This window comes from Chitinophaga sp. 180180018-3 (genome assembly GCF_037893185.1).
Classification (GTDB): Bacteria; Bacteroidota; Bacteroidia; order Chitinophagales; family Chitinophagaceae; genus Chitinophaga.
This window is the reverse complement of sequence record NZ_CP140772.1, coordinates 6,588,456-6,602,934: the sequence shown is the minus strand read 5'-3', so window position 1 is coordinate 6,602,934 and position 14,479 is coordinate 6,588,456. Positions and strand designations below refer to the sequence as shown.

At 47.3% G+C, this 14,479-nt stretch carries 12 protein-coding genes; 3 read left to right on the top strand and 9 right to left on the bottom strand.

Translation table 11 applies throughout. The annotated features are described in order from the left end of the window. Nucleotides 1–20 precede the first annotated feature (20 nt). Nucleotides 21–968 (top strand): hypothetical protein, encoded by a 948-nt coding sequence (locus UNH61_RS25900; protein WP_326994917.1) that lies wholly within the window; start codon nt 21–23, stop codon nt 966–968. Here UNH61_RS25900 and UNH61_RS25895 read toward each other — a convergent pair whose 3' ends face one another. From UNH61_RS25895 to UNH61_RS25880, 4 genes are all read right to left on the bottom strand, one after another. After that, complete coding sequence (locus UNH61_RS25895) at nt 969–1,442, bottom strand: MarR family transcriptional regulator (protein WP_326994916.1); 474 nt, start codon at nt 1,440–1,442, stop codon at nt 969–971. 287 nt (nt 1,443–1,729) lie between these two features. Continuing rightward, the gene (gene uxuA, locus UNH61_RS25890) at nt 1,730–2,905 is read right to left on the bottom strand and encodes a mannonate dehydratase (RefSeq protein WP_326994915.1); all 1,176 of its coding nucleotides are present in this window, start codon (nt 2,903–2,905) and stop codon (nt 1,730–1,732) included. A gap of 83 nt (nt 2,906–2,988) precedes the next feature. Beyond that, a complete protein-coding gene (locus tag UNH61_RS25885; RefSeq protein WP_326994914.1) occupies nt 2,989–4,320 on the bottom strand; it encodes a DUF4147 domain-containing protein in 1,332 nt (443 codons plus the stop codon). 61 nt (nt 4,321–4,381) lie between these two features. Next, nucleotides 4,382–4,816, bottom strand: coding sequence for a hypothetical protein (locus UNH61_RS25880; RefSeq protein WP_326994913.1), 435 nt, complete (start codon nt 4,814–4,816; stop codon nt 4,382–4,384). Between the two features lie 204 nt (nt 4,817–5,020). Between UNH61_RS25880 and UNH61_RS25875 the strand changes: the two genes are divergently transcribed. Then, on the top strand, nt 5,021–8,068 hold the full coding sequence (locus UNH61_RS25875) for an amidohydrolase family protein (RefSeq protein WP_326994912.1): 3,048 nt from the start codon (nt 5,021–5,023) through the stop codon (nt 8,066–8,068). 21 nt (nt 8,069–8,089) lie between these two features. After that, nucleotides 8,090–9,361: an amidohydrolase family protein gene (locus UNH61_RS25870; protein WP_326994911.1), complete on the top strand. Its 1,272-nt coding sequence runs from the start codon at nt 8,090–8,092 to the stop codon at nt 9,359–9,361. A gap of 120 nt (nt 9,362–9,481) precedes the next feature. On the opposite strand, the gene tyrS is transcribed toward UNH61_RS25870, so the two are convergent. The 5 genes from tyrS to UNH61_RS25845 all read right to left on the bottom strand — a co-directional run bounded on the left by tyrS (nt 9,482) and on the right by UNH61_RS25845 (nt 14,462). Further along, the gene (gene tyrS, locus UNH61_RS25865; protein ID WP_326994910.1) at nt 9,482–10,765 is read right to left on the bottom strand and encodes a tyrosine--tRNA ligase; all 1,284 of its coding nucleotides are present in this window, start codon (nt 10,763–10,765) and stop codon (nt 9,482–9,484) included. A 198-nt stretch (nt 10,766–10,963) separates the two neighbouring features. After that, on the bottom strand, nt 10,964–11,830 hold the full coding sequence (rfbD, locus tag UNH61_RS25860) for a dTDP-4-dehydrorhamnose reductase (RefSeq protein WP_326994909.1): 867 nt from the start codon (nt 11,828–11,830) through the stop codon (nt 10,964–10,966). Nucleotides 11,831–11,838: 8 nt separating this feature from the next. Beyond that, nucleotides 11,839–12,399: a dTDP-4-dehydrorhamnose 3,5-epimerase gene (gene rfbC / locus UNH61_RS25855; protein WP_326994908.1), complete on the bottom strand. Its 561-nt coding sequence runs from the start codon at nt 12,397–12,399 to the stop codon at nt 11,839–11,841. Nucleotides 12,400–12,446: 47 nt separating this feature from the next. Next, nucleotides 12,447–13,502, bottom strand: a complete 1,056-nt coding sequence (rfbB, locus tag UNH61_RS25850) for a dTDP-glucose 4,6-dehydratase (RefSeq protein WP_326994907.1) — start codon at nt 13,500–13,502, stop codon at nt 12,447–12,449. Between the two features lie 15 nt (nt 13,503–13,517). Further along, nucleotides 13,518–14,462, bottom strand: coding sequence for a UDP-glucuronic acid decarboxylase family protein (locus tag UNH61_RS25845; RefSeq protein WP_326994906.1), 945 nt, complete (start codon nt 14,460–14,462; stop codon nt 13,518–13,520). Nucleotides 14,463–14,479: the final 17 nt, after the last annotated feature.

Below are 14,479 nucleotides of genomic sequence, written 5' to 3'. Positions count from 1 at the left end.
CTATAGGGGATAGTATCGATATGTATCAACCGGAACAGGATATCACAGATCTGGTATCAGGCTTCATCCAATCACCGCAGGATCCGCATTTGCAGCAGCAGATAGCAAATTATTGTGCCACCGGCCCGGAGCAGGCGGCATGGCTTGAGAGCAGACTTACAGCCTGGCTGAACCAGGAAATACCGGACAATAGAACGTCTGCGCCGGCAGTTGCCGTGCGGCCTGTTGTGCAACCTCGTGTAGCTCCCTGGAAATGGCTGACAGCGGCGGCCGCAGTGTTGCTGGTTGTTGTACTTTTTTTTGCTGGTCGTCGTAGCCGGCCGGTAGAAAAAATGGTGCTGTATAGTAATAATACCGGGCATAATGATACCCTGCAACTGGGTGGTGGCAGCCGGCTGATAGCGGCCCGGCAGGCAGTGATAAGCTATGCCGCAGGGTTTGGCGAAACGCCTGATATCAGGGTAATCAGCGGAGATGCCTGCCTCGAAATAGACCGTTCTTCGGAAGTACATGTACAGTTAGACGATCATACAGTTTTAGATGCCAGCCGGATGATCTGTAATGTTCGCAAAACCGGCGAAGTTTCAAAAGTTTTTGTGGCTAAAGGAAATGCTACTTTAAGGCGAAGATATGACCAGCCTATGCAGCTGGCAAGCGGTACGGAAGCAATAAAGGAGCCGCACCGGAGCTGGGAACGCCGGCAATTGAAAAGCGCCGCCCCGCTGGCCTGGCTGACAGGTCAGTTACGGTTCAGGAATATCCCTCTGGAAGAGGTGTTGGAAGCCGTGAATGGCTATTATGGACTCGAGATAATGGTACCCCCTTCTGCAGTTGCTTTATACAAGCGCCGGATTACAGCTGATTTTGGTCGTAAATCAGAAGAAGAAGTGATTGCTCTGTTGCGTAACATGTTGAATGTTCCAGTGGTGAAAGACAGTGCCCGCAGATATTACATGACAATGAAGTGATCAGCTCAGATTAAGTCCTGTATTCAGTTTCCTAAGTATGTTCTTCAGTTGGAGCAGCTCGTCGGTGCCAACAATGTTGGTATAGAAATCCTGTATTTCGTCGACCACTTCGTATACATTAATCAGTAATTCCTTTCCCTTTTCTGTCAGAAAAATAATGCTGGCCCGGTTATCTGTTTCATGCTTGCGGGAGCTGATATAGCTTTCTGCTTCGAGGTTTTTTACCACTTTGCTCATCGCCTGTTTGCTGATACGTGCTTTTCTTGCCAGATCGTTGTTAATGGTACCATGAGCATCTATGTGAACCAGTAGTACCATATCACCGAGTTTGAAGTTGGAATATCCCCGGTTGATGATTTTTTGTGTGATACGAATGTCGACATCTTTTTTGAAAAGGTTGATAAGGCGAGCGAGGCTGTCGGGCCTTTTAGACAGGCACGCCTCGTATTTCGCATCAATTGTTGCGCTCATCATATTGTAGGTTTGGTAAATGTAACAGTTGAACAGTTATCCTTTGTGCAATGCTACAAAAAAGCGTTGGTTTTTGTGTTGCTACCAGGAATAAAGTACAAAAAAAAGAAGGCCTCCACATAGGAAGGCCTTCACTATTTTAAATAAGGGAGTGCGATTTGTACCTTAATCAGCCATTAAGGTATATGCTCAAATACGCTTTCTGCCCTGGTGTAGCATCTCAGTCCGACGATGGTATTGCTTATCCCCACCTTAACTCTTTGTACGGACCTGATACTGGTAGATGTCAGTCAATCAGAGCCTAAAGCCCCCGCAATACCCATTTCCAGGCCTCTCAGTTCTGCCAGGCCGCGCAGGCGGCCTATGGCACTGTAGCCGGGATTGGTTTTTTTATGTAAATCATCCAGCATCTGGTGGCCATGATCGGGCCGCATTGGAATGGAAACGTTGCGGCGTTTCATTACGAGCAGGATATTTTTCACGACGGCGAACATATCCACATCTCCTTCGAGATGGTTGGCTTCATGAAAGTTGCCAACAGCATCGCGTTGTGTGCTGCGCAGGTGGATAAAGTGGATATGATTTCCCAAACGTTCTACCATACCGGGAAGATCGTTGTCGGCTCTTACGCCGTAGGAACCGGTGCAGAAACACAGGCCGTTGGCGCTGTAGGGAGCTGCGATCAGCAGTTCCTTGGCATCCTGTTCTGTGCTTACTACACGGGGTAGTCCGAAGATCGGGTAAGGAGGATCATCCGGGTGGATAGCCAGCTTAACGCCTGCTTCTTCAGCAACGGGTGCAATTTGCTGCAGGAAGTAAAACAGGTGCAGTTTCAGCTGGGTAGCATCAATACCTTTGTATTTGTCGAGGGCCGCCTGGAATTGAGCCAGGGTAAAGCTTTCCTCGGAGCCAGGCAAACCGGCAATAATATTTTTTTGCAGCAGGGCTCTTTCCTCCTGTGTCATGCTGTCGAACCGCTCCTTGGCCCGGGCAATCTGGTCGTCGGTATAGTCGTTTTCTGCGCCTGGTCTTTGCAGAATGAACAGGTCGAACGCCACATAGGCAGCCATTTCGAAGCGCAGTGCTTTGGAGCCGTCTTCCACTGTATACGCCAGATCGGTACGGGTCCAGTCGAGTACCGGCATGAAATTATAAGTGACAGTACGGATACCACAATCCGCCAGGTTACGCAGGGTCTGCTGGTAATTGGTGATATACTCCCTGAAGTTGCCGCTTTGCGTTTTAATGTCCTCATGTACAGGTACACTCTCTACAACAGACCAGGTAAGGCCGGCAGCTTCAATAAGGGTTTTTCGTTTTAAAATCTCTTCCTTCGTCCACACCACTCCGTTGGGCACATGGTGTAATGCTGTGACGATTCCGGTAGCGCCGGCCTGCTTAATATCAGGCAGACTAACCGGGTCGTTCGGGCCGTACCATCGCCATGTCTGTTCCATTCTCAGCATAATGCAAATACGTTTATTAATCCAGAATATCTAGTTCGAATCCCCAAAATTAAAATCTATCCAGAGATATACAAACTTTGATTTTAAATTCCCCCGCTGTTTTCCGCTATCAGTACGATCATGAGATCCATCACGTTAGTTTGTGTAGGGCCTGTGATCAGCAACCCGCCTGCCTTTGAGAAGAAATGCCAGGCATCATGATGTTGCAGAAATGACGCCGGGTTAAGGCCGCTGCTTTCTGCTGCGGCAATCGTATGGGCGTTAACGATAGCACCCGCTGCATTGGTGGGACCATCGCTGCCATCGGTGCCTCCGCTGAGGAAAGTTACTTCAGGGTATGCGGCGAGGGCTATCCCTGTTGCCAGCGCCAGCTGCTGGTTACGGCCACCAAGACCGTTGCCGGTAACATTTACGGTGGGCTCACCTCCTGCGAGCAGGCAGGCAGGGCGTGGGCCGGTGTAATTCAGCGTTTGTTGTACCAGCCAGTTAGCTACGTCATTGACATCTCCCGTAATCATATCCGATAAGATCAATGGATAATAGCCGAATTCTTCTGCCTTTACTGCGGCAGCTTCCAGGGCAACCCGGTTGGTGCCCGCCAGGTAATGGTGTACATGCCTGAAGCCATCACTGCCCGGTTTGGGAGTATCAGGGATCCTGCCGGCCACTCCTTCGCGGATATAATGAAGCAGAGAAGCGGGTATTTTTTCCGGAAGATGATATTTTTCAAGGATGTTCATCGTGTCAGCAAATGTTGACGGGTCCGGCATGGCAGGCCCGGAGCCGATAACACTCAGGTCGTCGCCCACCACATCGCTGAGTACAAGTACGCACAGGGTTGCAGCAGACAGGCTCCTGGCCAGTTGTCCACCTTTAACCGCCGACAGGTGTTTCCTTACAGTGTTCATTTCGTGGATATCAGCGCCACTCCGTAGCAATGCTTCAAACAGTTGCTGTACCTCTTCCAGGGAACTTCCGGGCGGCACATCGGCCAGGAGGGAAGAAGCGCCGCCTGAAAGCAGGAGTATCACCAGGTCGGATGGCTGTACCTGTGCTGCCAGGTGTTGCACCTTAACGGTAGCGGTTACACTCTGCTGATCAGGAACGGGGTGACCTGCTTCCATTAATGGCAGCTGTTGCAAAGGCAGGGCATGATCGTATTTGGTGACTATCAACCCCTGTAGCGGAAAATGAGGCAATAACACCGTTTCCAGTTCCCGGGCCATTGCGGCTGCCGCTTTACCTGCGCCCAGCACCCATATCCGCGCATGCTCCGGGAGCAGGTATTCATCTCCCGAAATAATAATACTACGGGTAACAGGGTTTACCTGTACATTTTTACGGATCAGTTCCTGTGGATGTACCGCTTTTACTGCGTGCAAAAAAATTGATCTGATATCGTTGGTGTATTCCATCTTCGGGAAAATAAAAAGGCAGCGGGGATGTCCCACTGCCCACTTGCATAAAATCAGGTAACTATCGTTGTGAATTTTTAATTTCCTTTCTTAGTTTTTTCTTATCCATTTTCTGTTCGAGGTGTTCTTTTTTATTCATCTCCCAATCATTCCATTTCTTGTACTGGCCGGCAGTTAATACGGTTTTGAAACGCTGGCTGCGCTCTGAATCCAGCGCTTTGATCTGTGCCATACGATCTTTCTTGGTAAGAGAAGCGTTCTTTTTTACTTCGTCTTTACGGCGTATGATATCCTCATTGATATCGTATATTTTCGATGACTGGTCTTTGCTCAGACCCAGCTTATGAGAGATCTTATCGGTAATTTTATCGGCTCTTCCTTCCACTGTCCAGCGGCCACTGTTCAGGGCGGCAGTATCTCTTACCTGGGCGTTAGCGGTGCATACAGCCAACATGCAGGTGAGTAATGCAAACGAAAGCATGGAAATAAATTTCATATTCAGTAACGTATTAAATGAATTTAAACAAACTTAAGCCGAAAGCTTTTTCAAATTATCCCTTTTTCGTGTGAATCCAAAATTTTGAAGGCAGCCAGTCTTATTACCATTCATAAAAAATATGCCGGTTTATTAAGTAATAGCTTCGATGATTTATTACATTTAGCCAATCAACTGAATCCGGACCGATAAATAACGATTTACATGAGAAAAGCTTTTGAGAAAACCGTGATAGCCATGCTATCACAGCGTATTGTCTATGCCCTGAACCGGCACAGCAGTAAACTGTTGCTGGCGGCCCTGCTGGCGGGTGTTTCTTCTGCCAGTGCGCAGGAAACTTTTCCGGTGAATGGGCTGGCAGATCCCCGCGAAAGCTGTTTTGCCTTTACCCATGCCACCCTTATTAAAGACGCGCAAACCACGCTGTCTAACGCTACCCTGGTGATACGGGATGGCAGAATTACAGAAGCCGGCCCATCGGCTGTTATACCTAAAGACGCTGTAGTGATAGATTGTAAAGGGAAGTATATCTACCCTTCTTTCGTGGATATCTTCAGCAACTATGGCCTTGCGGAACCCAAAAAAGGAGGCTCGGCCTGGAATGCTCCACCTCAGTTCCTGTCTAACACCAAAGGGGCATATGGCTGGAATCAGGCCATCAGGAGCGAGATCAATGCCGTAGACCTGTTCAGTGTTAGCGACGAGAAAGCCTCTCCTTTGCGCGAAGCTGGCTTCGGCACAGTACTTACCCAGCAACAGGATGGCATCGCCAGAGGAACAGCTGCATTGGTGAGCCTCGCCACCGCCAGGGAAAACAAAGTAATCATCCGTGAGAAGGCTGCTGCTGCTTATTCTTTCGATAAAGGCAGTTCAACGCAGAACTACCCTAATTCGCTGATGGGATGCATTGCATTGCTACGGCAAACTTACCTCGATGCGCAGTGGTATAAAACGCCAGCCGCCGGTAAAGAAGGCGTTAATCTTAGTCTGCAATCCTGGAACGCCAACCAGCAATTGCCGCAGTTGTTTGAAGCCGGCGATAAATGGGATGTACTTCGCGCCAATAAGATCGGTAACGAGTTTGGGGTCCGGTATATCATTAAAGGCAGCGGTAATGAATACCAGCGTATTAAAGAAATGGCTGCTACCAAAGCGGCATTTATACTGCCGCTTAATTTTCCGGCAGCGCCGGATGTGGAAGATCCGAACGACGCGCGGTTTGTATCACTTGCCGACATGAAGCATTGGGAAATGGCTCCCGGCGAACCTGCAGCATTTGAAAAAGCAGGCATTACCTTCTGCCTGACTGCTGCCGACCTGAAAGAGGTTAAACAATTCATGGCTAACCTGCGTAAAGCGATCAGCTATGGACTCAGCGAAGAGAAAGCACTGGATGCCCTGACCCGGACGCCGGCCACGCTTATCAAAGCATATGATAAAGTAGGCAGTTTGGAAGCCGGTAAACTGGCCAATTTTCTTATCACCAACGGACCACTGTTTAATGAGAAAACGCAAATACTGCAAAACTGGGTGCAGGGCAACCGTTATGAGATCAAAGCTGGCAGCTGGAATGATATCCGCGGTGTTTATACCCTGAGCCTTACGCCTGGCGGAAATATGACAATAGAGATAAAGGGTGCTCCGGCTGCTCCGTCGCTGGCGGTATTGCAAAAAGACACCCTGCAGGGCCGCATTGAAACAAATGGAAAGCTGTTATCGCTCTCATTACCGCAGGCAAAGAATGTGCGCAACAATATCCGCCTGAGCGGCATTGCCGATGGCAATAGCTGGGCTGGTACCGGTATTGATACGAGCGGTAATACCGTGAAATGGACGGCAGTTTTTGTGAAACCTGTACCTGAAAAAACAGATACGCCCAAACGCGCAGAGATAGCAACGGGACCGCTTTACTATCCGTTTAACGGATATGGCTGGGAGAAAATACCGCAGCAGGAAGATCTGCTAATCAAAAATGTAACGGTATGGACCAGTGAAAAAGAAGGGAATCTGGAAAATACGGACGTTTTAATACGCAATGGAAAGATTGCTCAGATAGGCCGCAACCTGGCGGCAGGAAATGCCCGGGTGATCGACGGTACCGGTAAACATTTATCTGCCGGCATCATCGATGAACATTCGCATATCGCCATCAGCAAGGGAGTAAATGAGTCGTCGCAATCAGTGACTGCAGAAGTAAGAATAGCAGATGTACTGAATCCTGATGATGTGAATATTTACCGGCAATTGAGTGGGGGCGTAACCGCTTCGCATTTGCTGCATGGTAGTGCCAATGCAATAGGTGGTCAGTCACAGCTGATCAAATTACGCTGGGGACAGGATGCAGAAGGATTGAAGGTAGCAAACTGTGATCCTTTCATCAAGTTTGCCCTGGGCGAAAACGTGAAGCAGTCGAACTGGGGAGAGCGCAATACCACCCGTTTCCCGCAAACCAGGATGGGAGTGGAGCAGATTTACACAGATGCGTTTACCCGTGCCCGTGATTATGAAAAACAGGGAGCTGGCAAACGCCGCGACCTGGAACTGGACGCGCTCGTGGAAATCCTGCATCAGAAGCGGTTTATAACCTGTCATTCTTATGTGCAGAGTGAGATCAATATGCTTATGCATGTAGCCGATAGTTTCCATTTCCATGTTAATACCTTCACGCATATACTGGAAGGATATAAAATGGCTGACAAGATGAAAGCACATGGCGCCGGCGCCGGTACGTTTGCTGATTGGTGGGCATATAAGATGGAAGTACAGGATGCCATACCTTATAATGCCACCATCATGCAACGGGTTGGGGTGGTAACCGCCATTAACTCGGATGATGCCGAAATGGCGCGCCGCCTGAATCAGGAAGCCGCGAAAAGTATCAGGTATGGCGGCATGGAGGAGCAGGATGCCTTGAAAATGGTCACCATCAATTCGGCGAAACTATTGCATGTAGATAGTCATATGGGGAGCATCAAAGTGGGAAAAGATGCGGACGTGGTGTTATGGAGCAATCATCCGCTGAGTATTTATGCGAAGGCAGACATCACCATCGTAGACGGTGTTGTGGAATTTGACCGCAATAATGACCTGAAGCTGCGGGAGCGCATAGCGGCAGAACGGAACAGGCTTACGCGATTGTTGCTATCAGAGAAAAAGAAAGGTACGCCCACGCAGAAAGCAACATTTACACCCGACGAAATGTATCATTGCGAAGATCTGCAGGGAGGACATGAAACAGCTATTGGCTATTAGTGGCGCTTAAAACGAAACACGATGACTAAACATATTATATTATCCGGTTTGGTGCTGATGGGATATATGGCCCAGGCACAGGAAACAATATTACCGGCGCCATCTCAGCGGCAGCCGGTTTACCTGACTCATGCCACTATTCATGTGGGTAACGGGCAGGTGATTGAGAACGGCACCATTGTATTTGATAAAGGCAAAATTACAGCGGTAGGTACGCAGGTACCGGCGTCTGGAAATGATGCTCAGGTGAAGGATCTGAAGGGGCGTCATGTATATCCGGGGATTATAGCTCCGGAGACGTCATTAGGCCTGGTGGAATTTGAAAGTGTGAGAGCTACAATAGATGCCCGCGAAACAGGAGAAATAAATCCTTCCGTGCGTTCCATTGTTGCATATAATACGGATTCAAAAGTGATCAATACATTGCGCTCCAATGGTATATTGCTGGCGGAGATCATGCCGGGAGGCGGCATGATCAGCGGTTCTTCTTCGGTAGTACAGCTGGATGCGTGGAATTGGGAAGATGCCACCTATCGTGCAGATAATGCCATGCATTTTTTTATGCCCCGTTTATTGCCAGGAGGCAACAAAGGGGCAGACCGGCTGAAAGCCGCGCAGGATCAGATAGAAAATGTCAGGACATTTTTCAGAGAAGCCAGGGCTTATTCGCAGGAGGCTAAGCATAGTGCTACCAATCTGAAGTTTGAAGCTATGCGGAAGTTGTTTTCCCGGGAGCAAAAGTTGTTCATTCATTGTGAACTGGTGAATGAAATGTTGCTGGCGCTTGATTTTGCGAAGGAGTTTAACCTGGATGCAGTAATTGTGGGAGGTGCGGAATCCTGGCGTATAGCGGATTTGCTGAAGCAGCAGCAGGTGCCGGTGGTGCTGGCACAGCCACATAGTTTGCCGATTATGCAGGACGATGATATAGATCAGCCGTTTAAAACACCGGCCCTGTTACAGAAGGCTGGCGTGCTGTTTTGTATCAGCAATGAAGGTTTCTGGCAGCAGCGTAACCTCACCTATGAGGCCGGAACAGCAAGCGCATATGGACTGAGCCAGGAAGAAGCATTGTCGGCCGTAACGCTGAATGCAGCTAAGATACTGGGTATCGATAAAACTACCGGATCACTTGAAGTAGGGAAGGATGCGAATATTGTTGTAAGTAACGGAGATGTATTGGATATGAGTTCTGCAGTGGTGACCGAGGAGTATATTCAGGGGAGGGATATTAACCTGGATAATAAGCAAAAGCAGTTGTTTGAGAAGTATAAGAAGAAGTATAGCCTTTAGCTGCTGGTTTTTAGTAAATGCAGCGAAGCTGGTGGTGTTAGTACCATGTAATCTTCGCTGCATGTTGCTAAAAGCTAATTTTATTATTCTAAATCCTATATAAGGTCGGCCTTTTTATTGTTAAACCACAGTAACAAAATGGTAGTGCTTTTTTCCTTTCTGAATAAGGAGGTATTTATCCCTTAGTAAGAAAGAGGAATCAATGATAGTGTCTATTCCTTCTATCTTTCGTTTATTCATGCTTACTCCACCACCCTGAACCATTTTACGGGCTTCACTTTTACTAGGGAATATGCCGGTTTCCGCAAGTAAAGAAACAACATCTTTACCTGTTGCCAGATCAGTTTTGGGTATATAATGCTGGGGAAGACCTGAAATTACATCCAGCAAAATTTCTTCAGACATGGTGCTGAGTGCATCAGCTGTGTTATTGCCAAACAATATAGCCGAAGCCTCCATTGCATTGTCGTATGCCTCCTGACCGTGGATGAAAACAGTCACTTCCTGTCCCAGACGTTTCTGTAGAACGGCTTTACCTGGATCTTGTTGATGCTCCGCGATTAAAGCATCTATTTCTGCATGTTCAAGGAACGTGAATATTTTTATATAGCTTTCAGCATCTGCATCGGAGGTATTCCGCCAAAACTGATAAAATTGATATGGCGACGTACGTTTTGCATCCAGCCAAACGGTGCCGGCTTCTGTTTTTCCGAATTTCGTACCATCAGCTTTCTTGATAAGCGGGCAGGTAAAGGCAAACGCTTCGCCTCCGGCTTTGCGCCGTACTAATTCAGTGCCGGTAACGATATTGCCCCACTGATCGGAGCCGCCCATTTGCAGTTTACAGTTCTTAGCAGTATATAAATGATAAAAATCGTATCCCTGTATCAGCTGATAGGTAAATTCGGTGAATGACATGCCATTGTCGCCTTCCAGTCTTTTCTTCACGGAATCCTTGGCCATCATGTAGTTAACGGTAATATGCTTGCCGGTATCGCGGATAAAATCGAGGAACGAGATATGCTGGAACCAGTCGAAGTTATTCACCATTTCTGCTGCATTGGGTTTGGCCGGATCAAAGTCGAGGAAACGCTCCAGCTGTTTCCGGATACCAGTTACATTTTTTTGCAGCGTATCCAGGTCCAGCATTTTTCTTTCTTCCGCTTTAAATGAGGGGTCGCCCACCATTCCGGTAGCGCCGCCCACCAACGCCAGGGGCTTATGTCCTGCCTTTTGCAGGTGCACCAGCAGCAGAATAGGTACCAGGCTACCGATATGCAATGATTCTGCGGTAGGATCAAAACCAATATATGCTGTGGTCATTTCCTTTTGCAGTTGCTCTTCCGTGCCAGGCATCATATCCTGTAGCATACCCCGCCAGCGCAGTTCTTCTATCAGATTCATGATTTTTATAATAATTTTTGCAAACCTACATAAAATTGTCTGAACTGCTGTTCTTAAGATGAGAGGAATAGTGGCTCCTCCGGAGAAATACCGGGTGGTGCCAGGTAGTTGTTTTTAAAAGCGGTACAGGTGGAAATGCAGGCGGACAAGAAGAAAGAAAAAGAGCCCGCAGTTTGCGCTGCCGCGGGCCGGGAGATATTACATATTTTTCAGACATTGGGCCAGGCTGTCTCTCCAATAGGGAATAGCCAAACCGAATGTACCTTTGATTTTTTCCTTATTCAGTACGCTGTAGGCGGGGCGTTTAGCGGCTGTCTGATATTTATCGGATGTAACTGGCTGAATACTGGTAGTAGCGCCGGTCATCTCTTTGATAGTAACGGCAAAATCGAACCAGCTGGTTACGCCTTCATTACTGTAGTGGTATATTCCACCCACGGCTGCATCAGGATTCGTTGCTTTGTATTGCAGAACGTCCAATATAGCTTTGGCCAGATCCCCTGCATAGGTGGGCGTTCCCGCCTGGTCGAATACTACATTCAGCTCCTGTTTTTCCTGCATCAGCTCTTTCATGCGTTTCACAAAATTTACGGCATACTCTGAATAGAGCCAGGAAGTGCGGATGACGATTGTTTCGGAGTTGTAACCTGTTGCTGCAGCTTCTCCACGTACTTTGGAAGCACCGTATATGCCTTGTGGATCGGTATCATCAGTTTCCACATATGGCACATTTTGTTTACCGTTGAATACATAATCAGTGGAGATATGTACCAGCTGAGCTTTATGTTGTGCGCAGATCTCTGCCAGATTCAATACAGCCTGGAAATTCAACAGAAATGCCTTGTCTTCGTCAGACTCTGCTTTATCCACGGCAGTGTAAGCAGCACAATTGATACAGGCATCGATCTGCTGGTCAGCGAAAAAATCGGTCAGGGCCTGAGCATTAGTAATATCCAGCTCAGCGTAATCTGTAAACACTATGCTGAACTGCGGGTATGCTCCGGCAATTTTTTGCAGGGATTGGCCCAGTTGTCCATTGCCGCCAGTGACAAGAATTTTTTTCATAGCAAATATCAGCTGTTAAAAATGAAATTATGTTGAATATCCGCCAGCCTGGGAAGGATCATATCTTTTTCGGAAACGATAACATCGTTCATATCAATGCCCCAGTTGATATCGAGTGAAGGATCGTTGAAAATGATGCCTCCTTCGCTGGGTTTGTGATAGAAGTTATCGCATTTATACATTACTTCAGCGGCTTCACTGATAACGGCATAACCGTGTGCAAATCCTTTAGGGACCAGTAATTGCAACTTGTTTTCCGCATTCAGCTCAATCACAAAGGATTTACCATAAGTTGGAGATCCTTTGCGCAGGTCTACTACAGCGTCGATAATCCGGCCTTCGAGCACCCGTATCAGTTTTGTTTGAGCATAAGGCTCCAGCTGGTAATGTAATCCCCTCAATACGCCATAGTTGGAGCGAGCCTGGTTGTCCTGTACAAAATGATAGTTGATCCCCTCAGCCTCGAATGTATTGGCGTTATAGCTTTCAAAGAAATAACCGCGGTTATCGCCAAATATCTTCGGCTCAAAAATTAACAGATCCGGTATTCCGGTTTGTTGAAAGGGCATAAGAAATAGCTGTTAGCTGTCAGCCGCCGGTTGCTGGCGGCTGACGACTATCTTTTTTGGTATTGTTCGTTATAATATTGTTGATAAGCTCCACTCGTAACATGGTTCAGCCAGGTCTCATTTTCCAGGTACCATTCCACCGTTTTTTCCAGGCCTTCTTCAAATTGCAGAGATGGCGACCAGCCCAGTTCCTTATTCAGCTTGGTAGCATCAATAGCATAGCGAAGGTCATGTCCTGCACGGTCTTTAACAAAAGTGATCAACTGTGCGGAAGTACCTTCCGGCCGGTCGAGTTTCTGATCCATGATCTTGCAAAGAAGACGGATAAGATCTATGTTTTTCCACTCGTTAAAACCTCCGATGTTGTAGGTTTCTCCAACCCTTCCGTTATGGAAGATGGTATCAATAGCCCTGGCATGATCATTCACATACAGCCAGTCGCGTATGTTTTCACCTTTGCCATAAACAGGTACAGGTTTGTTATTCCTGATGTTATGGATGGCCAGTGGTATCAATTTCTCCGGAAAGTGATGAGATCCGTAGTTATTGGAACAATTGGAAATAATAGCAGGTAAATGATAGGTGTGATGGTAGGCCATCACGAAGTGATCTGAGCTGGCCTTGGACGCGGAATAAGGAGAACGGGGATCATATGCGGTTGTTTCCAGGAAAAATCCTTCTTCTCCCAATGACCCGTATACTTCGTCGGTAGAGACATGGTAGAACAATTTGCCTTCCATATTATCTTTCCAGTGCTTCCTCGCATTATTCAGTAATACTGCGGTTCCGAGTACATTCGTTTTAATGAATGCCAGCGGATCCATAATGGAACGGTCTACATGACTTTCTGCTGCTAAATGTATCACCCCGTCAAACTGATATTTCCCAAAAAGTGCATCAATGAAAGCGTCGTCAGTGATGTCTCCCTTCTCAAAAACATAGTTCGGCAGATCTTTTACATCTGTCAGATTTTCGAGATTCCCTGCATAGGTGAGTGCATCCAGGTTAACAATCTGGTAGTCAGGATATTTGTTCACAAACAACCTGACTACATGAGAACCGATGAAACCAGCTCCTCCCGTAATTAATAATTTCCGCTTCATTTCCTGCGAATAAGTTTATTTTAGTAAGGCTTCTTTAAAATATTCGTAAGTGATCCTTAACCCATCCTGTCTGCTGACTTTAGGCTCCCATCCCAATAGTGTTCGGGCTTTGGTAATATCCGGTTGCCGTTGTTTAGGATCGTCCTGAGGCAAAGGATGGTAAACAATTTTTTGTTTGCCACCGGTCAGCGCAATAATCTCTTCAGCAAACTGGTTGAGTGTTATTTCCTGCGGATTGCCAATGTTCACCGGCAAATGATAATCACTCAGCAACAGGCGGTATATCCCTTCTACCAGGTCATCCACATAGCAAAAAGAACGGGTTTGTGTGCCATCGCCGAATACGGTAAGATCCTGCCCATTCAACGCCTGGCTCATGAATGCAGGCAGCGCGCGACCGTCGTTAAGACGCATACGTGGCCCGTAGGTGTTGAATATACGTATTATCCTTGTATCTACCCCGTGAAAATTATGATAAGCCATGGTGATCGATTCGAGGAAACGTTTGGCCTCATCATAAACTCCTCTCGGTCCCACCGGGTTTACGTTACCCCAGTACTCCTCAGTTTGAGGGTGTACGTTTGGATCGCCATAAACTTCGGAGGTAGATGCTACTAATATACGTGCCTTTTTTTCTTTTGCCAGTCCCAACAGGTTATGTGTGCCCAATGAACCTACTTTCAACGTCTGGATGGGCATTTTCAGATAATCAATCGGACTGGCAGGTGAGGCGAAGTTCAATATATAATCCAGTTTACCCGGTACATGGATAAACTTGGTAACGTCGTGATGATAATATTCAAAATCGGATAAAGGGAAAAGGTGTTCTATGTTTTTAATATTACCAGTGAGCAGGTTATCCATTGCTATTACATGGAATCCTTCCTTTATAAACCGGTCGCACAGGTGAGAACCCAGAAATCCGGCGGCGCCTGCGATAAGTACTCTTTTCTTTTCCATATGATGTCGGGTATAAA